Annotated in this window: 24 protein-coding genes and 1 tRNA gene; 19 read left to right on the forward strand and 6 right to left on the reverse strand. The window is 43.4% G+C overall.

Features of this window, described 5'->3' with window-relative positions; translation table 11 throughout:
* Positions 1-104 precede the first annotated feature (104 nt).
* Positions 105-2,174: an elongation factor G gene (gene fusA, locus H8706_RS00590; protein ID WP_262431080.1), complete on the forward strand. Its 2,070-nt coding sequence runs from the start codon at positions 105-107 to the stop codon at positions 2,172-2,174.
* A gap of 19 nt (positions 2,175-2,193) precedes the next feature.
* On the opposite strand, the gene H8706_RS00595 is transcribed toward fusA, so the two are convergent.
* The gene (locus H8706_RS00595; protein WP_262431081.1) at positions 2,194-3,048 is read right to left on the reverse strand and encodes an AraC family transcriptional regulator; all 855 of its coding nucleotides are present in this window, start codon (positions 3,046-3,048) and stop codon (positions 2,194-2,196) included.
* 138 nt (positions 3,049-3,186) lie between these two features.
* Here H8706_RS00595 and H8706_RS00600 point away from each other — a divergent pair, with 138 nt between their 5' ends.
* Positions 3,187-3,366, forward strand: coding sequence for a LuxR C-terminal-related transcriptional regulator (locus H8706_RS00600; RefSeq protein WP_262431082.1), 180 nt, complete (start codon positions 3,187-3,189; stop codon positions 3,364-3,366).
* Between the two features lie 42 nt (positions 3,367-3,408).
* Here the strand turns inward: H8706_RS00600 and H8706_RS00605 are convergent, their stop codons facing one another.
* The 3 genes from H8706_RS00605 to H8706_RS00615 form a co-directional block, all read right to left on the reverse strand.
* Positions 3,409-4,989, reverse strand: a complete 1,581-nt coding sequence (locus H8706_RS00605; RefSeq protein ID WP_262431083.1) for an S-layer homology domain-containing protein — start codon at positions 4,987-4,989, stop codon at positions 3,409-3,411.
* 60 nt (positions 4,990-5,049) lie between these two features.
* A complete protein-coding gene (locus H8706_RS00610; protein WP_178348028.1) occupies positions 5,050-6,321 on the reverse strand; it encodes an adenylosuccinate synthase in 1,272 nt (423 codons plus the stop codon).
* Positions 6,322-6,400: 79 nt separating this feature from the next.
* Complete coding sequence (locus H8706_RS00615) at positions 6,401-6,604, reverse strand: DUF1858 domain-containing protein (RefSeq protein WP_178348027.1); 204 nt, start codon at positions 6,602-6,604, stop codon at positions 6,401-6,403.
* 198 nt (positions 6,605-6,802) lie between these two features.
* Here H8706_RS00615 and zapA point away from each other — a divergent pair, with 198 nt between their 5' ends.
* From zapA to H8706_RS00675, 12 genes are all read left to right on the forward strand, one after another.
* A complete protein-coding gene (gene zapA, locus H8706_RS00620; protein WP_178348026.1) occupies positions 6,803-7,162 on the forward strand; it encodes a cell division protein ZapA in 360 nt (119 codons plus the stop codon).
* The gene (locus tag H8706_RS00625) at positions 7,152-9,233 is read left to right on the forward strand and encodes a U32 family peptidase (protein ID WP_262431084.1); all 2,082 of its coding nucleotides are present in this window, start codon (positions 7,152-7,154) and stop codon (positions 9,231-9,233) included. Before zapA ends, H8706_RS00625 begins: the two co-directional genes overlap by 11 nt.
* Complete coding sequence (locus H8706_RS00630) at positions 9,234-9,605, forward strand: NusG domain II-containing protein (protein WP_262431085.1); 372 nt, start codon at positions 9,234-9,236, stop codon at positions 9,603-9,605.
* A complete protein-coding gene (locus tag H8706_RS00635) occupies positions 9,586-10,101 on the forward strand; it encodes a Gx transporter family protein (RefSeq protein WP_262431086.1) in 516 nt (171 codons plus the stop codon). The genes H8706_RS00630 and H8706_RS00635 overlap by 20 nt, the downstream gene beginning before the upstream one ends.
* Positions 10,098-10,682, forward strand: a complete 585-nt coding sequence (locus H8706_RS00640) for a Maf family protein (protein ID WP_262431087.1) — start codon at positions 10,098-10,100, stop codon at positions 10,680-10,682. The genes H8706_RS00635 and H8706_RS00640 overlap by 4 nt, the downstream gene beginning before the upstream one ends.
* Positions 10,683-10,729: 47 nt before the next feature.
* Positions 10,730-11,740: a rod shape-determining protein gene (gene mreB / locus H8706_RS00645; RefSeq protein ID WP_262431088.1), complete on the forward strand. Its 1,011-nt coding sequence runs from the start codon at positions 10,730-10,732 to the stop codon at positions 11,738-11,740.
* Between the two features lie 21 nt (positions 11,741-11,761).
* Positions 11,762-12,583 carry a rod shape-determining protein MreC gene (mreC, locus tag H8706_RS00650; protein ID WP_178348419.1) on the forward strand — a complete coding sequence of 274 codons (822 nt, stop codon included), beginning with the start codon at positions 11,762-11,764 and terminating at the stop codon, positions 12,581-12,583.
* An 18-nt stretch (positions 12,584-12,601) separates the two neighbouring features.
* On the forward strand, positions 12,602-13,111 hold the full coding sequence (gene mreD, locus H8706_RS00655) for a rod shape-determining protein MreD (protein WP_262431089.1): 510 nt from the start codon (positions 12,602-12,604) through the stop codon (positions 13,109-13,111).
* Positions 13,108-15,066 (forward strand): penicillin-binding protein 2, encoded by a 1,959-nt coding sequence (mrdA, locus tag H8706_RS00660; RefSeq protein WP_262431090.1) that lies wholly within the window; start codon positions 13,108-13,110, stop codon positions 15,064-15,066. Before mreD ends, mrdA begins: the two co-directional genes overlap by 4 nt.
* A 64-nt stretch (positions 15,067-15,130) precedes the next feature.
* Entirely contained in the window at positions 15,131-15,901 is a 771-nt protein-coding gene (gene minD, locus H8706_RS00665; RefSeq protein WP_178348422.1) for a septum site-determining protein MinD, read from the forward strand.
* Positions 15,902-15,916: 15 nt separating this feature from the next.
* Positions 15,917-16,333, forward strand: coding sequence for a methylglyoxal synthase (mgsA, locus tag H8706_RS00670; RefSeq protein WP_178348423.1), 417 nt, complete (start codon positions 15,917-15,919; stop codon positions 16,331-16,333).
* Between the two features lie 18 nt (positions 16,334-16,351).
* Positions 16,352-17,002: a lactate utilization protein gene (locus H8706_RS00675; RefSeq protein ID WP_178348424.1), complete on the forward strand. Its 651-nt coding sequence runs from the start codon at positions 16,352-16,354 to the stop codon at positions 17,000-17,002.
* A gap of 57 nt (positions 17,003-17,059) precedes the next feature.
* Here H8706_RS00675 and spoVG read toward each other — a convergent pair whose 3' ends face one another.
* Complete coding sequence (gene spoVG / locus H8706_RS00680) at positions 17,060-17,323, reverse strand: septation regulator SpoVG (protein WP_178348425.1); 264 nt, start codon at positions 17,321-17,323, stop codon at positions 17,060-17,062.
* A 241-nt stretch (positions 17,324-17,564) separates the two neighbouring features.
* Positions 17,565-17,639 (reverse strand) — tRNA-Thr (locus tag H8706_RS00685).
* 165 nt (positions 17,640-17,804) lie between these two features.
* Here H8706_RS00685 and H8706_RS00690 point away from each other — a divergent pair.
* From H8706_RS00690 to H8706_RS00710, 5 genes are all read left to right on the forward strand, one after another.
* Positions 17,805-18,647, forward strand: a complete 843-nt coding sequence (locus tag H8706_RS00690) for a putative manganese transporter (RefSeq protein ID WP_262431091.1) — start codon at positions 17,805-17,807, stop codon at positions 18,645-18,647.
* A gap of 37 nt (positions 18,648-18,684) precedes the next feature.
* Positions 18,685-19,047 (forward strand): hypothetical protein, encoded by a 363-nt coding sequence (locus tag H8706_RS00695; protein WP_178348428.1) that lies wholly within the window; start codon positions 18,685-18,687, stop codon positions 19,045-19,047.
* Positions 19,048-19,165: 118 nt separating this feature from the next.
* Positions 19,166-21,250, forward strand: a complete 2,085-nt coding sequence (locus tag H8706_RS00700; RefSeq protein ID WP_262431092.1) for a YcdB/YcdC domain-containing protein — start codon at positions 19,166-19,168, stop codon at positions 21,248-21,250.
* Positions 21,251-21,322: 72 nt separating this feature from the next.
* The gene (eno, locus tag H8706_RS00705; RefSeq protein ID WP_262431093.1) at positions 21,323-22,618 is read left to right on the forward strand and encodes a phosphopyruvate hydratase; all 1,296 of its coding nucleotides are present in this window, start codon (positions 21,323-21,325) and stop codon (positions 22,616-22,618) included.
* 157 nt (positions 22,619-22,775) lie between these two features.
* Entirely contained in the window at positions 22,776-24,305 is a 1,530-nt protein-coding gene (locus H8706_RS00710) for a glycoside hydrolase family 31 protein (RefSeq protein ID WP_262431094.1), read from the forward strand.
* The last annotated feature ends 31 nt before the right edge of the window (positions 24,306-24,336 follow it).

Raw genomic sequence — 24,336 nt, forward strand, 5'->3', positions numbered from 1 at the left:
AATTCAAAAGGAAATAACCAAAGTAAAATAGAAATATAATGATAAAGGCGAAAATGAAAATTTATGCCGAAAATATAAAATTATATAACAAGGAGGAAAGGTAAATGTTTGACTATGAAACCAAAAACTTAAGAAATGTTTGCTTGATTTCGCACGGCAACGCCGGTAAGACGTCGCTTTGCGAGGCCTTGCTCTATAAGGCTAAAGCGACGGACAGACTTGGCAAAGTGCTTGACGGAAACACAGTATCGGACTATGATGCAGAGGAAATTAAACGTAAAATTTCGATTAACACAACAATCGAGCCGCTTGAGTGGAAGGGCGTTAAAATTAACATTATCGACACGCCGGGATACTTTGATTTTGTAGGCGAACAAATCGAGGGCGTCGAGGCTGCGGACAACGCGGTTATTATGGTTAGCGGAAAATCGGGCGTCAGCGCAGGAACGGAACGTTCGTGGGATTTTGCGCAGGCGAAAAATATGCCCGTTATGTTTTTTATAAACAAGCTTGACGATCACAAGGCAAACTATCAGAAAGTATTGGAAGAGCTTAAAGATAATTTCGGAAAATCTGTCGCGCCGTGCCTTTTCCCCATTAAAGACGGCGACGATTTTATAGGTTTTATAGATATCGTTTCAATGCAGGCTAAAATGTTTAACAAAGACGGAAGTATCACGTTTGAGGATATTCCGGAAAATATGCAGGAAATCGCGCAGACAAACCGAGATATGCTTATGGAGGCGGTTGCCGAGGTGAGCGACGAATTTATGGAAAAATATTTTGACAGCGGAGAATTTACCGATGATGAAATTACATATGCCCTGAAACACGGCGTTAAAGAGGGAACTTTCGTGCCTGTTTTGTGCGGTTCGGTTTTAAAAGGTATCGGCATTGAAATTCTGCTTGACTATATGAGAAAATATTTCTGCAATCCGCTCGAGGCAGGCACCGTAATCGGCGAAAATCCCAAAACGGGTGACGCGGCTGAAATTGAGGCGGACCGTGACAAACCGCTTTGTGCAAAGGTTTTCAAAACGATTGTAGACCCGTATGTGGGCAAAATGTCGTTTTTAAAAGTTATGTCCGGCACGCTTTGTGCCGACAGCACGGTTTATAACTCGACGAAAGGCGAAAACGAAAAAATTGCAAAATTATACGTTATGCGCGGAAAAAAACAGTTTGATGTTCCGAAGCTTTACGCAGGCGATATCGGCGTTACCGCAAAACTTTTGTGCACCGATACGTCGGATACTCTGTGCAGTGCGAAAGAACCTGTTGTGCTTGAAAAAATAGATTTTCCCGAGCCTGTTCTGTCGCTCGCGGTTATCCCGAAAGCAAAGGGTGACGAGGAGAAAATCAGCGCCGGACTCAACAAACTTGTTGAGGAGGACCCGACGTTTAAGGTTTATCAGAATAAGGAAACAAAACAGACGATAATCGCCGGCACGGGCGAACAGCACCTTAATATCATAACCACAAAACTGCAAAATAAATTCGGTGTTGCTGTGGAGCTTGCCGAACCTAAAATCGCGTACAGAGAAACAATTAAGAAAAAAGTTAAAGTTGAGGGAAAACATAAGAAACAGTCGGGCGGTCACGGTCAGTACGGTCACGTTTGGATTGAATTTGAGCCGTGCGACAGTGAGAATTTGGTGTTTGAAGAAAAGGTATTCGGCGGTTCTGTGCCGAAAAACTTCTTCCCGGCGGTTGAAAAAGGACTTCGCGACAGCGTTAAGAGCGGAGTTTTGGCGGGTTATCCCGTTGTAAACCTTAAAGCAACGCTTGTTGACGGTTCGTATCACAGTGTCGATTCGTCCGAAATGGCGTTTAAAACCGCGGCAAACCTTGCGTATAAAGCAGGTCTTGCCCAGGCTGACCCCGTTTTGCTCGAACCTGTCGGACGTCTTAAAGTTAAGGCGCGAAACGACTACACAGGCGATGTTGTGGGTGATATAAATAAGCGTCGGGGCAGAGTGCTCGGAATGGAGCCGAAAGATAAGAATATCACCGAGGTTGAGGCGGAGGTGCCTATGGGAGAAATGGCGAAATATGCAATAGACCTCCGTGCCATCACGAACGGACGCGGTAAATTCAGTTTTGTTTTCGACCATTATGAGGAGGCGCCGTATAACATCCGCGACAAGGTTGTTGCCGAGAGCAAAAAACAGTAAAATGTCCGAAAAATAAAACTTAAATCCGGCTTTTCGCCTTCTTCGAGTGCGTGCTGCGGTACGCGTTCGGAGTGGTGAAAAGCCTTTTTTTGAATATAAAGAAAAAGTATTCAATGGAGTTAAATCCCGAAAAATAGGCAATTTCCTTAATTGAATAATCGGAATTTTCCAAAAGTCCGCACGCGTATTTTAAACGCAGAGTGTTGACGTAATCGTTAAACGAAACACCGATGTTTTTCTTGAAAACCGAGCCGAAATAATTCGGCGCAATTTTAAGATGTTTTGCGGTGCTTTCAACCGATATGTCATAACGGAAATTTTTGCGTATATAATTTACCGCCTGCTGGATTGTACCGGGTGCAGAGTCGGCGCTGTCTTTCGTTGATTTTCTTATAACATCTATGATGATTTCGTTAAGAATACTTTTTGACATCTGATAATAAAATTTATCTTTTTTTTCGTTTTCTTCAAAAATTCTGTTTACACAGCCGATGATTTTTTGAATTTCGTCCTCATCGAATTTAATGTTGAATTTTCCTATTCCCGACAAAAGATTATCGCAGATTTCCTTGCCGACCGAATTTTCAAAAAATCGTATGTTTATCATTACAACGTCTGAAATATGATTTAAAGCGTGGAAATCACAGTATGACATAAGGGTTGCGTTTCCGCGCGACGCAATAAATTTTTCGTTGTTATATGTAACCTCTTCTATGCCTGAAACGATAATTTCAAGCTCAAAATAATCGTGCCAGTGTATGCCGACCGCAGTATCTTTTTTTAGTGTTTTTTCAACTACGATAAATTCGCCGTCAAAAACCGCACCGCGCTCATACACCTCGGGAACAATATTCATAAGACGTTTTTCTTTCATAATGCTTCCTCGCAAATCTTTGATTTTCTTAATAATTATATCACTTAAAGATCAAAATTTCAAGTTTTTTTACTGGACGAATATTTAAAGTATGACAGAAAAATTATCACAGGTCACGATATAAACGAAGTGAATATAATGTTTGATTTAAGCGGAAAACTTGCATTTGTCACAGGTTCGAGCTGTGGAATAGGCAAAGCGTTTGCAATAAAGCTTGCAACGGTGAAAAACCACGCAAGCCATATTCTGCAAAAGCTTTCGGTTACGCGCAGGAGGGAGACGAAAACCGCCGCTGAAAAATTTAAACTTCACCGTTAAAATTAAAAAAATCCGAGCGTATCGTTCGCTCGGATTTTTCGTTTATATAAGTTTTGCAGTTTTTAAAAGATTGTAAATTCTGACTGCAATTTCACCGCGCGCTGCGTTGTTTTGGGGGTTTATTAAGTCTGTATCATCGGAGAAAATGTCATTTTTATAACAAAACGCGAGTGCATTTTGTGCCCAGTCGCTTGACGCGGTGTAGTCTTCAAATACAGCGAGAATATCGCGCGCACCGTCCTGTGAAATATCGTTTTCAAGTCCGCAGATTTTCGCCGCGCGTTCGAGCATAACCGCCGTTTCTTGGTTTGTGATAAATCCGTTCGGGTTAAATTCCGTGTCCGAAATTCCTTTCACTATCCCGTAATTTGCGCATACCGAAATGGGAGTGAAAAACCAGTCGTCCGCCAAAACGTCATCAAAATTTTTGACATTTTCTGCCTTTACAAGACCGAGTGCACGCGTTATTAGAGCCGAAAACTCCGCACGCGTAACAGGCATATCGGGCGCGAAAATATCGTCTGTTTTTCCGTTTATGATTTTTCGCGATGCAAGCGCCTCAATTTCGTTTTGCGCACTGTTGCCGATTATATCGGAAAACGTCCTATTTTCCGAAAATCCGGGCACGTTTATATCGGGATTTTTGCCTGAAAGTCCCGTGTTATTCGCGTTTTCGTCCTGTTTTTTTATGTCTGTCATATCGTATATCGAACATAAGTTTTCGTTAAACCTTTTAAGCGACACCAGTGCGCAGAAAGCCTGTTCCGATGCCATTTGATTTGAACCGCTTTTGTCCGTGTCGTGATAAAAACCGCCGTTGCCGTCGTAATACGTCATAAGATTGTCGTACGGCGTCTTGCCGTTTTTGACAAAACGCGCGTCGTTCTGCGGAATTTTAAGTGCGCAAAGTGCGATAATAACCTGTGACACGCTTTCAGAGGTTTCTGTTCCGTAGGTTGAAAAACCGCCGTTTTCGTTCTGCGAATTTGATAAAAATTCAACAGCCGAATTTACCGCCGTGCTTATTTTTTCATCATTTTTATACTTTGCGAGAGCGGTCAATGCCATAGCTGTGAGATCGGTGTCCGACGTACCCGTATCGCTGAGCGACCAACCGCCGTCGGGATTTTGTTCCGAAATTATTTTTTCAATATATTTTCCGCGGATTTCTGTGTTTTCGGAAATGTAATTTCCGCTGTCAAGCGCTATAAGCGCCCAAATTGCGCCGTTTATGCCCTGCCAAACGGTGTTGTCAAAACCGCATAAAGGCGTTATAAGATTGTATCCCGAAACGTTTTCCGCGTTTTTGCCGATTGCGGTCACAGCCAAAATTACGCGCGAATACTCCGTGTACTTTCTGTCGTGAAGAACGCCGTTTTTTTCTGTGAGTTTTTTTACAAGGTTGTCATAGTATTTGCCGAAAAATTCCTGTTGATTTTCTGCACCGCTCCGCGCAAGCGCGGTAACCGCCCATTCACCGCCGATTGACGAAACGTTGGGTGATGGGACTGCCGAATTTATGTACTGAACGCTTTTTTCAACCGCAGCGTCCAAATCGGGCGCGGAATATGCAACGGAAAACAACATTATAAATGTCAGTAAAATGCTGGCTGTTTTTTTCATTTTGTCACCTCAATAAAATACGGAGCGAATTTATCCGCCCCGTAAAATTCAAAAGTAAAATTATCTTACCAAATTCTGCTCTCTGTTCGGACCTACGCCGACCATAGAAACCTTGCAGTCACAAAGTTCCTCAATGCGCGAAATGTATTTTTTTGCGTTTTCGGGGAGCTCATCATAGCTTTTAACTCCCGAAATATCACCGTTCCAGCCGTCAAATTCCTCATAAACAGGCTCGCACAAAGCAAGTTCCTCAAGGCTGGGTGGAAATTCCGAAATTATTTCGTCGCCTTTTTTATACGCAACGCAGATTTTAAGCTTGTCAATACCGCTCAAAGTGTCGATTTTGTTAACCGAAAGCGAGGTAAGTCCGCTTGTTCTTACGGCAAATTTAACGATAACCGCGTCGAACCAACCGCACCTTCTCGGACGTTTTGTAACCGTGCCGTACTCAAAGCCTTTCTCGCGGATTTCGTCGCCTGTTTTGTCGAAAAGCTCGGTCGGGAAAGGACCTTTGCCGACTCTGGTTGTGTATGCTTTTACAACGCCGAGACACTCGTCAATCATAGTCGGTCCGATGCCTGTTCCTATGCAAACACCGCCCGAAACGGGATGCGACGATGTAACATACGGATAAGTTCCGAGGTCGATGTCGAGAAGCGTGCCCTGCGCGCCCTCAAAAAGAACCTTTTTGCCTGCTTTGATTTCGTTATACAAAATTGCCGTTGTGTCCGCGGCATATTTTTTGAGCTTTTTCGCATAGCCGAGGTAATCGCTTATGATTTCTTCGGCATCAACACCCTCACCGCCGTATATTTTTTCGATAATTGCATTTTTGATTTTTACATTTTCGCGCACCTTTTTAACGAAAACTTCCTCGTTCATAAGGTCGCACACGCGTATGCCTATTCTCTCGGCTTTGTCCATATAGCACGGACCGATACCGCTTTTTGTTGTGCCGATGTCACCCGTGCCCTTTGCCTTTTCCGAAAGAGTGTCAATCACAATGTGATAGGGCATAATAAGATGTGCTCTTAAATCGAGCCTTAAATTTTCGGTTGAAACACCTTTGGAGTTTAACATATCCATTTCCTCTAAAAGAACCTTGGGCGAAACAACCACGCCGTTTCCGATAATGCAGAGCGTGTTTTTGTTTATAATTCCCGACGGCGTTAAACGGAGCTTATACTGCTCGCCGTTTGCCTCAACGGTATGACCTGCATTGTTTCCGCCCTGCGAGCGCACAACAACGTCCGACATACCTGCAAGTATATCTACAATTTTGCCTTTGCCTTCGTCGCCCCACTGCGCGCCGATTACCACTTTTGTTGGCATTGCAAATCCTCCTTAAATTATGTAAAAAGTTAAAACAGTTCAAAGCCCGAACCGAGAAAAGGGTACGGGCTTTGAAAAATTATTTTGTTTTGAGATAGTCGTTGATTTTGTTTACAAGCTCGTCGGCGTCAACGCCGTGAACCGCGCACGCCTCCTCGATAGACTCGCCCGAAGCCGAGGGGCAGCCGAGGCAGTGCATACCGATTTCAAAGAAAAACGGTGCCGTGCCTGCATCAATTTTCAAAACATCTGCAATAATAGTATTTTTATCAACACTTGCCATTGTAAATTCCTCCCGTAAGTTATATTTAAGCAATACATCTGTTATTATACCACCGAAAAACAAAAAAATCAATCCTTTTTGACGCAATATTTATAATATTTTTTCAATTTGTAAAACAGTTGACTTTTTGAGCGTTTTGTGCGATAATAAAACAGTATATAATATAATAGGAAAAATATCGACAAAGAGGTGAAATTTATGAGCGGCAAAACATATGTTTCGGTGAGAATTTACGGTCACGACTATACCTTTACGGGAACGGAAAGCGAAGAATACATTCAGAAAGTATGTTATAATGTGGACAAAAAAATGCGCGATTTCAGACAGCGCGACCCGAAGCTTAACGAAACCAAGCTTGCAATACTTACGGCGGTGAACACTGCCGACGAGTTTTTTAAAAACAAGGCGCTGCTTGATGAAACCATTGCGGATTTGAAAAAATACAAAGAGGAAGCTTTTAACGCTAAAAACAAACTTCTTGTAACCGAGAAAGAAAACGAATATTTGAAAGAAGAAATTCAAAGTCTTAAAATAGAGCTGGCGAAAAATGGAAAATAATATCGAAATTCTTGCGCCGGCAGGCGGTTATGATACATTTGTGTCTGCAATAAACAACGGCGCGGACGCAGTGTATATCGGCGGAAAAAGCTTCAGCGCGCGAAAAAATGCCGTGAATTTTTCGGACAAAGAAATTATAAACGCGGTGAAGTATGCGCATCTGCGTGGTGCAAAGGTGTATATAACGCTTAACACACTTTTAAAAGACAGCGAAATTAAGGATGCGTCGGAATTTGTGAAATTCTGCGATAGTGCAGGCGTTGACGCGCTGATTATTCAGGATTTGTCCGTTTTGGCAATGATTAAAAATATGAACGTCAATCTTGTGCCTCACGCGAGCACGCAGATGACGGTTATGAACACCGAGGGTGTGAAAATCTGCGAAAAAATGGGATATACGCGCGTTGTTTTGGCGCGTGAGCTTTCGTTTGACGATATTAAAAATATCAGCGAAAAAACAAACTGCGAACTTGAGGTTTTTGTACACGGCGCGCTTTGCGTGTGCTGTTCGGGACAGTGCCTTTTGAGCAGTGTTATCGGCGCGAGAAGCGGAAACCGCGGTGACTGTGCCCAGCCGTGCAGACTGTGGTACAATCTTATTGATTATGACGGCAAAAAGGTATTCAAAACGCCGAAATATCTTATTTCGCTGAAAGATTTGTGCCTTGTCGATGAGGTGGGAAAATTTAAAGAAATCGGTGTAAAATCGTTCAAAATCGAAGGCAGAATGAAAAGCAAAGAATATGTTTCTCTTGCGTCAAATGCCTATCATACGGCGAAAATTAACGGCAGTGTTTCGTCTGAAACGGTTGCGGAACTTGAAAATATTTTCAGCCGTTCTGGATTTACAAAGGCATATTTTAACTCGAAAATCGGGCGCGGTATGCTAAATTTTGACAAAAATAACGACGAAGTTTACAAAAATATAGATGAAAACGTTTTGAAAAAAGCGTCCGAAATGGCTAAAAACGAAGGTGTAAAGCGGAAGATTGAAATTTATGCAAGAGTATTGAAAGACGAAAAAATTCTGGTGAAGTTTTCCGATGATTTCGGCAACGGTATTTTTTATGAAAGAGATATTGTTCCGCAGACCGCAAGCAACGCACCGCTGACATACGAAAAGCTTTATGACGCGTTTGCAAAGCTTGGCGGTACGGCATTTTCGCTTGAAAAATTCTCGTGTGATTTGGACGAAAATCTTTTTGTTTCTGCAAAGGATTTGAACTCGGTACGGCGCGAAGGCGTGCGTCTTTTAGAAGATAAAATTTTAAATACGCAAAACCGAAAAACGGTTAAAAATTTTGAATATCATACAGAAAACAAAGAGATTGAAAAATGCGGTTTTACCGCGTCGGTGCGGACGTCCGAACAGCTTGAAACGGTTATGCGCGAGGATGTGTTTGAAAAAATTTTCGTGCCGTATGAATTATACAAAAAATATGAAAAAAATTTTAAAAACGATAACAGAATTGTGTGCGTTCCGTATGACACATTCGGTGATAAAATGCCCGATTTAAGCGGTATTGAACGCATTTCGGCAACAAACATAAGTCAGCTTGGCATTTGCCGTGAAAAAGAAATTTTCGCCGAGGCATCGCTTAACATCACAAACAGCGTTGCGCTCGATATGTATAAAAATCTCGGCGTTTCGTGCGCGCATCTTTCAAACGAACTTACAATCGGCGAAATTAAAAATATGAAAAAGTGCATTGACACCGAAATCACGGTTTACGGCAAAATTGCGGTTATGCTCACGAAAGCGTGCGTTGTGAAAAACGGCATCGGCAAATGCGGGTGCAAAAGCGAAAAGTTTTTGTATATTGAGGACAGGCTCGGCAAAAAATTTCCCGTTATCACAAACAAACTCAACTGCACGAATACGATTTTCAATTCCGCGCCTATTGTGATGTCGGACAGGCTTAACGAGGTGAAAAATATCGGTGTGCGGTATCTTCGTCTTGAATTTACCGACGAGGGTAAGGATTTGGTTAAAAGCATAATTTCGCTTTATAAATCGGGCGGAAAATGCGGTTTTGAATTTACGAGAGGTCATTATTACCGAGGTGTGTAAATGCTTAAAAAAGGCGATTTTATTGCGGTTTTCACGGTTGCTTTTGTGTGGATTTTGTCGCTTGTGCCGTTTTTTGCGTACGGCAGAACGGCGAATCTTAAAGCCGTGATTTATCTTGACGGTGAAAAATATGCCGAATACACGCTTGCAAAATATGAAAAGCCGATTTCGGTGACGGTTGACGGCACTGGCAGAAATGTTGTTGAAATTTCCAAAAACGGCGTCCGTGTTGCCGAAAGCGACTGTGCCGACAAGCTTGAAATAAACGGCGGTACGATAAACAAGGCAGGGCAGTCGCTGATTTGTCTGCCGAACAGATTTTTGGTGAAAATTGAGGGCGGCGGTGATGAAATTGACGCGGTTACCTATTAGAAAAATTCTTCTTGCAGGAATTTTCTGTGCGGCGGCAACGGTTTTGGGAATTTTTGAAAATTCACTTCCCGTGCTTAATGCCGTCCCGGGCGGAAAAATCGGTCTTGCAAACGCGGTGTGTATGCTTGTGCTATATATTTACGGCGCAAAATATGCCTTATCCGTGAGCATTGTCCGCGCATTTTTGGTGTCGTTTATCCTGGGCGGTGCAAACGTTTTGCCGTATTCTTTATCGGGTGCGGTTTTGAGTATGGCGGTTATGGCTTGTTTTTACTGTAATGAAAACTTTTCGCCTGTCGGAATTTGCATTTTGGGTGCGTTTTTCAACAACACCGCGCAGATTTTGACCGCGTGCGTAATGCTGGGAAACACCGCTCCGCTCTGCTGTTTTACATATCTTGCGCCCGTGTCGCTTATATGCGGAGGTGCGGTCGGAATTTTGGCAAACAGACTTTTAAAGTATAAAAATATAATTTTGAAAGAAGATAAAAGATGAAAAAAATTATTCTGGCGTCAAATTCGCCGAGAAGAAAAGAAATTTTGGAAAACCTCAATATAAAATTTGATATTTTGTCACCCGATGCGGACGAGAACAGTGTTGACAAAACGCTTCCGCCCGAGCTTTACGTTGAAAATCTTGCAAGCTTAAAGGCCTTTGCGGCGGCAAAAGAGACGGTTTTGGAAAAAATCATAATCGGCGCGGACACCGTTGTTGCGCTTGATGATAAAATTCTTTTAAAACCGAAAGATGATGACGACGCGTTTAATATGCTCAAAAGTCTTTCGGGCAGAGCGCATTCGGTTTATACGGGAATTTGTGTTGTAAATTCGCACACCGCAAAATCGTGCATTGCATACGAAAAAACCGATGTTTATTTCAGAAATCTCGATGATGACGAAATTACGCGCTACATTCAAACGGGAGAAAGCGCGGACAAGGCAGGTGCGTACGGAATACAGGGACTCGGCAGTCTTTTTATCGAAAAAATCAACGGCGACTATTTCAATGTTGTGGGACTTCCCGTGTGCAAATTGGCAAAAATTTTAAAAGACGAATTTTGCACGCCTGTTTTGTAAAAGATATACTGTAAATTCAATTTTAAGCAGAAAGAAAGGCTGAAAATATGAAAAACGATATTGGTGTGGATATTGGCACTGCAAATACGCTTATTTATATGAAATCAAAAGGAATTGTGGTGAACGAACCGTCGGTTGTGGCGCTTGACAAAGAATACAAAAGCGTTCTTGCGGTCGGAACGGAGGCAAAAGAAATGCTCGGAAAAACTCCGTCTGCAATTTTGTCGGTTTGCCCCATAAGAGAGGGTGTTATCGCGGAATTTGACACGGCGCAGTCTATGCTCAAAAGTTTTGTGCGGAAAGCTTTTTCAAAGAAAGCATTCGTCAAATCGCGCGTTGTTGCGTGCGTTCCGATAAACGTTACCGCGGTGGAAAAACAGGTTATAAAAGACGCGCTTATAAATTCGGGCGCACGCGAGGTTTTTGTTGTTGAAAAGCCTATGGCGGCGGCAATCGGCGCAAATCTTCCCGTTTCCGAGCCTATTGCAAGTATGATTGTGGACATCGGCTGCGGAACGACCGAAATCGCGGTTATTTCGCTCGGCGGGATTGTATGCGGAAAAACGGTGAAAACCGCGGGCGGAAGTTTTGACCGCGCGGTTGAAAAGTATATAAAACGTGCGCACGCACTGCTTATCGGCGAGCAGACGGCGGAGAAAATCAAAATCGAGCTTGGCTCGGCATTTGACGTAAACGACGGAGAAACGCTTGAAGTGAGCGGTTCGGACTATATGACGGGACTCCCGAAAAACGCGGTCATCACGGCGGAGGAAATCCGCGGTGCCTTAAAAGACAGCCTTATGGGAATAATCGAGGCGATTAAGGACGTTTTGGAGGACACGCCGCCCGAACTTTCGGCGGACATTATCGAGCGCGGAATAACGCTCACAGGCGGAGGCGCGCTTTTAAGGGGAATTGACAGTCTTATAAAAAAGGAAGTCGGTATGCCCGTTTATATAGCGGACGAGCCGAAAGAGTGCACGGCGAACGGCACGGGCATTATTTTGGACGACATTGACCTTATAAGAAAGGACAGCTTGTATCTTTCGGCAAAATAGCATAAATTTACGGAGAAGAATATGTCATTTTTTAAAAACAAAACAAAGGTACTGATTTTAATACTGACAATAATTTTAGCGGCGCTTATGGCAGTTTCCACGCTTCCCTCCAAAAATGCGGGGTTTATTTCCAATGCGTTCGGCTATGTTATAACACCCGTGCAAAACGCTCTTGAAAGGGTTATCGACGCGACCGAAGGGTTTTTTAAGTATTTTATCGATATGAAAAATTTGGAGCGCAAAAACGGCGATTTGAAAGAGGAAATCTCGGCGCTGAACTCGTCGCTCCGCGAGATGACTGACCTTAAAAACGAAAACGAACAGCTCCGCAGTCTTTTGGGATTAAAGCAGAGAAATTCGGATAAACAGTATATCGCCGCGGAGGTGTCGGCACGCAATTTCAACAACTGGTACTGCGTGCTTACGCTTGACAAAGGCACCGACGACGGCGTTGCGGTAAACGACGTTGTGCTGACAAACGACGGCGTTGTGGGATATGTTTACGAAATCGGCACAAACTGGGCAAAGGTTACGGGAATAATCGACTCTACCTCGTCCGCCGCGGCTATTGCAAAGCGTACTGGCGACAAATCGGTTGTCGAGGGCGATATTAACCTTATGCAGAACGGACAGTGCAAAATGCCGTATATCCCGAAAGAATCGGGAATTTTGCAGGGCGACGAAGTTTATACGTCGGGCGGCGGCGGTGTTTATCCGGAGGGGTTATACATCGGCACGGTTGAGGAAATCGTAAATTCCGCGGACGGAATGTCGAAAGAAGCGGTTATAAAAACCGGCGCGTCGCCGTATGACGTTAAATGTGTATTTATTCTTAAAAGATAATTTTGCGGGGTAGGGTAATTGAAAAATTTTAAGGAATATTTGTGGATTTTAATACTTTTTCTCTTGCAGACGACACTGTGCGCGCGGTACAAAATTTTCGGCGTTGTGCCTAATCTTGTGCTTGTGTTTGCAGTGAGCGCGTTTGCGGTAAATTCTATTCCGCGCTCGGCATTTCTGGCGGTTTTTGCAGGTCTTATGCTGGACTGGTCGGCGGGCAGAGCGGGGGTAAACGCGCTGCTGCTTCTCTATCTTTCATTGCTCGTTTCATATGCCTCAGAAAAGTTTTTCTATAAACGGCTTGTTTACATAGTAATCCTGACGTTTGCGGCGGATATTTTATACAGTGTGTTTTATCTTGCACTTAATTTTTATATCTGGGGTGTTTTTGTAAACTTTCAGTCGTTTATGCGCGTAATCATTCAGGCATCTGTTGACACGGTTCTGTCGGTAATTTGCTATTTTGCGTATGTAAAATACAAAAACCGAGAAAACATAAAACTTTCATTTAAAAAGGACGTGATTTTTTGAACGAAAAGCTTTATAACAAACATTTTATAGTTATCACCGTCTTTTTTGTTTTGTTTTTTCTCATACTCACAAGACTTGTAAATCTTCAGGTTATAAACGGAAAAACGTATTATGAAAAAGCGCAGAACAGACTTTTAAATTCGCAGTCGGTTCCTGCACCGCGCGGTGAAATTACCGACCGCTACGGCAGAGCTTTTGTAACGAATGAAACGGGTTTTTCGGTGGAAATCACAAAAAATGCGTCAACCGACGACAATATGCTAAATCAAACGGTTTTAAACGTTATAAACGTGCTCAACGACCATAACGAAAAATATACCGATAATTTACCGATTACCTATGCGCCGTACGAATACAAGGAAAGTGAAGGAATTGAGAAATTTTCCGTTGACGAAAAGACTGGACAAAGCGTCACGGCAGAGGAAAAAATGCGTATTTTGTGCAATAAATACGGCATAAACGAAAACTACAGCGAAAATGAAAAACGTGTTCTTGCAGGCGTACGCTGCGAAATGGAAACGCGAAATTTCAGTTCGGTCACACCGTTTACTCTTGCTCCTAACGTGTCGCTCGGCACGGTTACAGTGCTGAAAGAACAAAAACTTTCGTTTCCGAACGTCAGCATTGTGACGCGCCCTGTGCGAAAATACCCGAACGACGGGCTTGCGTCGCACATTCTCGGCAGGGTAGGCATTATTTATAAAGAAGAATTTGAGGCGATGAAGGACGAAAATTATTCTATGAACGCCATCATCGGCAAAGACGGTATGGAAAAATACCTCGAACGCTATATCCGCGGAAAAGACGGAAAAAAAGTTGTGGAGCAGGCAGTGAACAATTCGTCGTTTGAAAGCGAAAACATTTCGCCCGTTCCGGGAAATAACGCCGCGCTTACCATTGATATGGATTTACAGCGCGTTGCACAGCAGTCGCTCGCCGAGGTTGTTTCAAGCATAGATTCCGCGTCGGGCGGAAGTGTTGTTGCGATAGATGTAAACAGCGGTGAACTTTTGGCAGTTGCAAGCTATCCTACATATTCGCTCGAAAGCTTTGACCGCGATTATGACGCTTTGTCGAAAAATCCGCGAAAGCCAATGTTTAACCGCGCAATCGGCGGTGTGTACGAGCCGGGTTCAACGTTTAAAATGCTCACGTCGGTTGCGGCTCTGGAGGGCGGATACATCACACCGCAGACGAAAATCACCGACAACGGCGTGTTTGAGCTTGCAAACCAGCAATTCAACTGCTGGATTTGGACGAGCCAGCACGCGACGCACGGAAGTATAAACGTGTCGGAGGCACTGCGCGATTCGTGCAACTATTTCTACTATACCGTCGGCAACAAAATGGGTATTGACGAAATTTTAAAATGGGGCAAAAAATTCGGAATTGCCGAGCTTACGGGCATTGAAGTGTCGGGCGAGGCGAGGGGAAATTTAGCGTCGCCGGAGTATAAACAGGACGTGTTTAAAACGCCGTGGTACCCGGGTGACACCGTACAGTGCGCAATCGGACAGTCGTTCAACCTTTTTACACCGCTCGAACTTGCAAGCTATACCGCGACAATCGCGAACGGCGGAACAAGATACCGCGCACATCTTCTTAAGAATGTGAAAAACTATAAAACGGGCGAAACGGTGTTCGAGCCCGAAAAAGAGGTTCTCGGCACGGTTGAAATGAGCAAAAGCACCTATGACGCGGTGACAAAGGGTATGCGCCTTGTTGCGTCGGAGGGCACGGCAAAGACGTATTTTGAAGATTTCGGCGTCGAAGTTTGCTGTAAAACGGGTTCCGCACAGGTCGGCACCAAGAATGCAAACGGTGTGTTTGTTTGCTATGCGCCGTACAAAAATCCCGAAATCGCGGTTGCTGTGGTAATTGAGGCGGCAGGTTCGGGAAGCAGCACAATTCCGGTTGCAAAAAATATTTTGAAAGAATATTTCAATATTGAGTAAATTTTTGTAGACAATTTAAAAATTATGTGATAAAATTAGTATGTTGGACTGCGGAGGTGAAAAAATGGGCGAAGTTTACGTTATAACATCAGGCAAAGGCGGTGTCGGAAAGACGACCGCGGCGGCGAATATCGGCATCGGTTTGTCGCTTGAGGGCAAGTCGGTTATTTTGATAGACACCGATATAGGACTTCGCAACCTCGATATAGCGGTCGGACTGGAAAACGAAATAGTTTACGACCTTGTTGACGTTGTAAACGGCGACTGCGAGCTGAAACAGGCAGTTGTCGTCAACCGAAACCAAAAAGGTCTTGCGGTGCTTCCGGCGGCGCAGACGAAAAATCAGCAGGCGGTTACGGGCGAGCAGATGAAAAAACTCTGCAGTGAGCTTAAAAATATTTTCGATTATGTTATAATCGACTGCCCGGCAGGCGTGGACTACGGCTTTGAAACGGCAATCTGCGCGGCGGATAAGGCAATCGTGGTAACAACGCCCGATTTGTCGTCAATGCGCGACGCGGACAAGGCAATCGAGCGTCTTTATGAAATGCAGATTGAGGACGTAAAGCTTATTATAAACAAAATTTATCCCAAGCTTATGGGTGTTCAGCTTCCGTATGCCGACGAGGTTTTGGAATATCTCCGCATAAACCTTCTGGGCATAATTCCTGAAGATATTAAGCTTGTCATAGCGTCAAACGCGTCAAAGGCGGTTGTCACCGACGAAAAATCGCTTTCGGGCGAGGCATTCCGAAACATTGTAAAACGTATTCAAGGGCAATATGTCCCAATTATAGATTTTGACTGCAAAAGAAAAATAAAAAGATTTTTATAAAAGGGGTTTGGTTAAATGAATATCGCACTTATCGCACACGACAAGAAAAAAGAATTGATGGTTCAGTTTTGCATAGCATATAAAGGTATTTTGGCACATCACAACCTTGTTGCAACGGGCACAACAGGTTCGCTCATCATCGACGCAACAGGTCTTAACGTACATAGGTTTTTGTCGGGTCCGCAGGGCGGTGACCAGCAAATCGGCGCGAGAATCGCATACAACGAAATTGACCTTGTGCTGTTTTTCCGCGATCCTCTCACCGCACAGCCTCACGAGCCTGATGTAAATGCGCTTCTGCGACTTTGCGATGTTCATAACATTCCGCTTGCGACAAACGTTGCGACGGCGGAGGTGCTTGTACGCGGAATGGAGCGAGGCGACCTTGAATGGCGCGATATTGTAAATCCGAAAAGCAACAGAAACATATAAATATTTTGGGGTGATTTTATGAAAGACATTGTAAAAGAAACCATTGAAAACCTTAAGAAAAACAATATGGACGCGTATTATGCCGAGAAAAAAGAGGACGTTTTGCCTATCGTGAAAAGCCTTCTTAAAAACGGCGAAACAATCACGAGCGGAGGCTCGGTGACTCTTAAAGAATGCGGTGTTTTGGAGTTTGTGAAAAACGGCGATTATAATTTTCTCGATCGCTACAAAGACGGTCTGACGCCCGAAGAACGCGAGAAAATCTACCGCGATGCATTTTTTGCGGACACATATTTTATGAGCAGTAATGCTATCATCAAAGACGGCGTTTTGTATAACGTCGACGGCAACGCAAACAGGGTCGCAGCGCTTATGTACGGTCCGAAATCGGTTGTAATTGTAGCCGGAGAAAATAAAATTGTGAATAACTTTGACGAGGCGGTAAAGCGCGTTAAAGAAATTGCCGCACCGCTCAATACAAAAAGGCTCAACTGTGCGACATACTGCAAGGAAACGGGCAAATGCGTAAAAGCCGGCGCCGGTGCGGATGAACCGTATGCAGGCTGTTCAAGCGACGGCAGAATTTGCGCAAACTATGTTATAAGCGCATATCAGAAACACCCGGGCAGAATTAAGGTAATCATCGTCGGCGAAAACCTCGGATATTAAGACAAAACAAAAAGCAGACATTTTAACAAATGCCTGCTTTTTTAATATGTAAGGGGATTATTCCTCTGCTTCAGCGTTGTTATACGCTTCAATAACGGCGTCCTCAATAAGTTTTCTCGTTTCAATATTGATAGGATGAGCAACATCTTTAAAAGTGCCGTCCTTTAATCTTTTGTTAGGCATTGCAACAAAAACTTTGCCGTTGTTTTCAATAACCTTAACGTCGTGAATTGCAAAGCAATCGTCAATGGTGATTGATGCGATTGCACGCATTTTACCCTCCGTGGCGAATTTTTTGATTTTAATACTTGTAATGTTCATAACACCCGTTCTCCTTTGCAGTTAAATATGTATATTGGAATTATATCCCAAATTGTTAAAAATGTCAATATTTTATCGAGTTTTGCAAAGAAATTTGTGGATATTATACATAATGCCGACCGTGCTTTTAGCAGATATGCCATAACACATTAAGGTATGTTATTTGTATTAAAAAAGTATTTCTGATAAAATTTAAAGTTATGCAACAAAAAGCCGGAACAAAGTTTCCTTTGTTCCGGCGTGGAGCTACTGGTCAGAATCGAACTGACAACCTGCTCATTACGAATGAGCTGCTCTGCCATTGAGCCACAGTAGCAAAGTTTTATCGGCAACATCAAGTATTTTAACATAAATCTCACCGCAAGTCAACATATTTATGAAAAAAATTGAATATTATTTCAAAAATTTTCATTAAATTATTAAATATATTGACTTTTTTGCGCCAAAGGGGTAAAATTACTATAAATGGGAGGACTGAATTTTGGAAATTGTAAAAGATGTTTTGCTCGATTCGTTAAAAATACTGCCGCTTTTGTTTGTTGTTTACGCGGTTATAGAATTTTTGGAGCACAAAAACAACAATTCGTCATATCATATTCTTATGAAACAAAAAAAGCTGGGGCCGTTTCTCGGGGCGGTTTTCGGCTGTATTCCGCAGTGTGGTTTCAGCGTCATTGCGTCCGATCTGTATTCGCGCAGGGCGATCACTGTCGGCACGCTTTTGGCGGTGTTTTTGTCAACGTCGGACGAGGCTGTGCCCATTCTTATCACAAACCCGTCGTTTTTTCCCGATGCGCTTAAAATTTTGGGAATAAAGCTTATAATCGCATCGTTTTTCGGATATATAGCGGATTTCATCATAAAAACCGAAACGGGACACGAGTGCGAAAAAAAGGAAAGGCACACGCATTTTCACGGTAACTGCGAGCCGTGCGACCACGGAATTTTGCAGTCTGCGCTCATTCACTCGGTGAAAATTTTTGTTTTTATATTTTTGGTGTCGCTCGCGCTTGAGTTTGTTATGGAAAACGCGGTCGGCGACAATGTTTTTGACTTTTTTGGCACGCACACAGTTCTCCAGCCGTTTTTGACCGCGCTGGTTGGGCTTATTCCGAACTGTGCCGCGTCGGTTATTCTTACGCAGTGCTTTATCGCCGGCAAAATCACACTCGGTGCGCTTATCGGCGGACTCTGCACGGGCGCCGGAGTGGGACTTGTGGTGCTTTTTAAATTTAACAAAAACACCGCGCAAAACTTTTTGATTTTAATTTCTTTGTATTTATGCGGTGTGTTTTCGGGCATAATATTGCAAATGATTTTATAAATTTTTGGGAATGTTATTTATGAAAGGCGGAATTTATATGAATTTTTTTGAAGAACTCACGGTAAAAGTTAAAAAAGGCGCAAAAACCGCGGTTAAAGCGTCGGGCGACGTTGCGAATTTTACGAAAAACAAAATGCTTCTTGCCGACCTTAAAGACCAAATCCGCGAAAAGGAAATGAAAATCGGTCATATTGTTTACTGCAAGTCGAAAGAGATTGAATGTGAATACGACGGTGAGGACATTGAAATTCTGTGCGGCGAGATAGAGTCGCTCAAGGGCAAAATTGCAGACGTTGAACTTGAAATCAACGAATTTAAAAACGCAAAAATCTGCGAAAACTGCGGTGCGGCGTCGAACAAAAACAACGACTATTGCCCCAAATGCGGACATAAATTCTAAAAAATCGGACGGAATAACACTCCGTCCGATTTTTTTTAAAATTTAAGAAAAATTTCGGAACTTTTTTTGTTTTTCAAACGTCTAATAGGTACAGAATAAATTTTGGGAGGATAACAAAATGAAAAAAATGATTTGTGTAAGCTTAAGTATTGCAATGCTTATCACGTCGCTTTTTGTGCCGAGCGCGTTTGCGGCGGACAAGGGCGTTGAGCAGGCAATTCTCACGGCGAAAAATCTTTTGGACATTTCGGACGACCGATATGTTATCGACGAATTTTCGCAGAACGGAGAGGATTATAATCTTTCGTGGAAAAACCGCAGTGAGAACGTTCTCGACGGCATTTCCGCAACCGTTTCGGGCGGTGAAATCACCTCGTATTATAAAAACTACGAGCGCGACTATGACAGAATGAAATTCCCGACGGTTACAAAAGAGGACGCGCAGGCAAAAGGCGAAAGCTTCATCGCAAAGGTTTGCCCGACCGTCTTTGAAAATATGAAAATCGAACGTTCAAACTTTGAGCGTTATGCCGGCGGAACCTACACTTTTACATATACGCGCTATTACGACAGTGTTCCCGTGCGCGACCAGGAAACTTACGTTGAGGTTGCGGCAGACAGCGGCGAGGTTGTCGGATTTAACACAAACTACGACCGTAATCTGACTTTTGAGGACAAAAACGGCGCAGTCGGCTTTGAAAAAGCAAAAGACGGATATATTAAAAATTTCGGCTATGAGCTTAAATATGTTTTAAAATACGACGACAAGGAAAAAACTAACAATGCGTTTCTTGCGTATGTGCCGAATGATGTGAAATATTATACTTATCTTGATGCTATGACCGGTGAACTTGTGGACGTGAAAGATTTGATGTTCGAGAGCCGAGGAGGTATGGGAGATAAGCAATCGGCGGCAATGGGTATGCTTCCGGATGATACAAACAATGCAAAATCGGAAAACGGCGCGGTTTTGTCAAAAGAAGAACAGGCGCTTAACGAGGAAATTGCAATGCTTCCAAAGCAGGACGAGATTGTAAACAAAATAAAGGCGGTTGAGGAATTTAAAATCGACGGCGGATATACAGTTGAAAGATACAAAATTTTCAAAAATTACGACGGCGAATACTTTGCGTCGGTTGAGCTTTCAAACGAGGGCGCAAAACGCGGTGAAGATTACACGACAAAATATATAAAATACAATCTTACCGCGAACCGTTTGGAAAATTACAGTTCATACGGCACAGACATAAGAACGGAAAACGACAAAAAAGCCGATTTTTCGGATATGGAAGAAAAATCGCAGAAGTTTATTGACGAGTATTATGCCGAATTTGCAAATGAATTTAAGTATACAAAAGATGTAAATTCCGATTATGTATATAAATTTAACAGAATTTACGGCGGAATAAAAGTAAACAGCAATTTTATAAGCTTTGCATATGACGAATACACAGGCGAGCTTACAAACGTAAATTTCAACCGCGATGAGGCAAAATTTGCGTCCAAAGAAAATGTTAAAAATATTGACGAACTTTACAGCAAAATACTCACAAGCGATACGTTAAAGCTTAACTACATTGTTTACAGAAAATACGGTGCAGACAACAAACTTATGCGCGCAGCAAAGCTTGTTTACTCGCTTGATGACAACTACACTTTGTATGACGCGAATACGCTTGACGAGGTTGATTACAGCGGTGAACATCCCGTTGAGAGAACGTATAATTACGACGATATTGAAAATCACTATGTAAAACCGTATGCCGAAAAGCTTGCACAGCTTGACATCGGTTTTGACGGCACAAGCCTCCGTCCCGACGAGAGCGTTACAAAACGCGACTATCTGGCGCTTATTGCACTTGCGGACAACAGGTATTATTTTGATTATGCAAGCGACCAGCTGGCTAAAATAATGATAAGAAACGGAATTATCGAAAAAGACGACAAAAACCTTGACGAGCCCGTTTCGCGTATTGACGCGGTAAGATTTATGATTAACAAGCTCGGCTACAAGGAGGTTGCGTCGAAAACGAGCATTTTCAACTGCCCGTTTGCCGACATTCCCGAAAATATGATAGGTTACGCAACGCTCGGCGCGGCATTCGGTATTGTTTCGGATAAGTCGGACGTTTTGGACGCGCAGACAAATCTTACACGCGCGGACGCACTTATAATTATATACAATTACCTTACAAGGGAATAATTTCCGCAAAATAAGGCAAGAATAAAGACGGTGTAAAAGCCGTCTTTATTTTTTTGCAAAGGAGTAAAAACGATGAAACAGTATGTGGAAATTATTGATGTTTTTGCACGTGAAATTCTCGATTCGCGCGGAAATCCGACAGTCGAGGCTGAAGTTGTTACCGACGACGGATTTGTCGGCACGGCGGCAGTTCCGTCAGGTGCGTCTACGGGAATTTACGAGGCAGTGGAACTTCGCGACGGCGGAAAAAGATATATGGGGAAAGGCGTTGAAAATGCGGTAAAAAACGTTAACGACAAAATATCCGAGGCGCTTGTCGGCGTGAATGTTTTAAATCAGCGCCAAATTGACAAAATTATGTGTGACCTCGACGGGACAAAAAACAAGGAAAATCTCGGCGCAAACGCGATTTTGGCTGTGTCGCTCGCGTGCGCAAAAGCGGCGGCAAAGTCATGCGGACTTCCGCTTTACAAGTACATTGGCGGCTGCAACGCGCACACGCTTCCCGTGCCTATGATGAACATTTTAAACGGCGGTGCACACGCCGACAACAACATTGATATACAGGAATTTATGATTATGCCCGTCGGCGCAAAGTGTTTTAAAGACGCACTGCGAATGTGCGCTGAGGTGTTCCACAGCTTGAAATCGCTGTTAAAATCGGACGGATATTCAACTGCGGTTGGCGACGAGGGCGGTTTTGCACCGTCTTTTTCAAAGGACGAGGAGGCGCTTTCATATATTGTTGAGGCGATAAAAAAAGCCGGATACAAAACCGAAACCGACTTTATGATTGCCGTTGACGCGGCGTCATCGGAATGGACAACGGGCGAGGGAGGAGAGTATCTTTTGCCCAAGGCGAACAAAAAAATGACGCGTGATGAGCTTGTGTCATACTGGGAGGATTTGTGCAGTCAGTATCCCATAATTTCAATAGAGGACGGCGTCGCCGAGGACGACTGGGAGGGCTGGAGTCTTCTTACCGAAAGACTCGGTAAAAAAGTTCAGCTTGTCGGCGACGACCTTTTTGTTACCAATACCGAACGTCTTGAAAAGGGAATTGAAAAAAACGTTGCAAATTCAATTCTCATAAAAGTTAACCAAATCGGCACGCTTACCGAAACTCTTGAGGCGGTGCAAAAGGCAAACAGGGCAGGGTACACGGCGGTTATTTCGCACCGTTCGGGCGAAACCGAGGATACCACCATTGCAGACATTGCGGCAGCGCTCAACGCCGGACAGATTAAAACGGGCGCACCGTCTCGCACCGACAGAGTGGCAAAATACAACCGTCTTTTGCGCATTGAAGAAGAGCTTGACGGCGAATGTGAGTATCTCGGCAAGGACGCTTTCTTTTGTATAAAATGACATTAAGGGTGATGAAAAATCACCCTTTTTACATATAAAAAGTGTAAAAAATTATCATTTGCACCAAATATGTAAGTGATTTCTGGTAAAACATTGAAAAAAATTTTCTTATATGTTATAATTTTTACACTAAAAATATAAGTTATGGAGGCACATAATGGATAAAATAAAGATGCTTGACGGCGAGTGCTGGTGGGGCGGAAAAGTTCCGAGCGGCTGTGATATGCCGTTTGATGAAAACAGTGACTGTACTTTTGACATTGAGTCGCGCGATGGTGAAAACGATCAGTCCGCATCGCTTTTTCTATCGTCGTGCGGACGTTACATATGGAATGACAACCCGTTTGCCATAAAATTCAATAAGGGCGAAATTTCGCTTGAGTGTGCATACGGCACTGATTTTGAAATCGGCGAGGGTTATAAAAACTTAAAGGGTGCTTATCTTGCGGCGGCGAAGAAACATTTTTCATTTAACGGTGAACTTCCCGACAAGCTTTTCTTCACATCACCGCAGTATAATACGTGGATGGAGCTGGGCACAGACCAGACGACCGAAAACATTTTGAATTATGCGAGAGGAATTTTGGAAAACGGACTTCCTGCCGGTGTACTTATGATTGACGGCGGCTGGCAGGAGGATTACGGCGTTCTGGAATTTCACAAGGGCAAAATTCCCGACCCGGCGTATCTTATTTACGAGCTTCACAAGCTTGGATTTAAAGTTATGCTTTGGACTTCTCCGATCGTTTCGTCGGCGGGTGTGAGATTTAAATACTTGCGCAGCAAGGGCTATCTTTTAAAGGACAAAGACGGTGAAATTGCGGTCAGAAGATGGTGGAGCGGATTTAGCGCAATGCTTGATTTTACCAATCCCGACGCGGTAAAATGGTTCCGCGGGCAGCTTGACAGTCTTGTTGAATGTTACGGAGTGGACGGATACAAGTTTGATGCCGGCGACGCGAGCATTTACTGCCGCGATGACGATGCATATGTTAAAACCGCGCCGAGAAATCACACAACTGCGTTTAATATTATGGGAGAAAAATACAAATTTAACGAATTCCGTGCAGCGCACAATTCGGGCGGACGTCCTATTGTCGCACGACTTCACGATAAAAATCACAGCTGGGACAATATCGGTCTTAACACGCTTATTCCCAATACAACCGTACAGTCGCTTTTGGGATATGCTTATTGCTGTCCCGATATGGTTGGCGGCGGAATGATCGGCAGTGTGAACAGTGCAAACGATACTGACGGTGAGCTTTTCATACGTTGGTCGCAGGCAAACGCACTTATGCCTATGATGCAGATTTCACTTGCTCCGTGGCGCGTTTTAAGCAGTGAAAACTACGAAATCGTTAAAAAGTCAATTTGTCTGCACAAAGAATACGGCGAGCATATTTATGCGCTTGCGCAAAACAGTGCAAAAACAGGTGAGCCGATTTTCAGAAATATGGAATATGAATTTCCGAACGAGGGGTTTGAGCACGTTTGCGACCAGTTTATGCTGGGAAGTGACATAATGTCAGCGCCTGTTCTGACAAAGGGCGCAGCAAAACGCTCGGTTAAATTCCCCAAAGGCGAGTGGGCGGACAAAGAAGGAAATATTGTTTCGCACGGAGGCGAAACAAAAGAATTTGATGCACCGATTGACACGCTTTTATATTTTAAAAAGGTAAAATAATTTTAAATAAATGTAACTAAAAACGGCAGTT

It is taken from the genome of Qingrenia yutianensis, assembly GCF_014385105.1.
Classification (GTDB): domain Bacteria; phylum Bacillota; class Clostridia; order UMGS1810; family UMGS1810; genus Qingrenia; species Qingrenia yutianensis.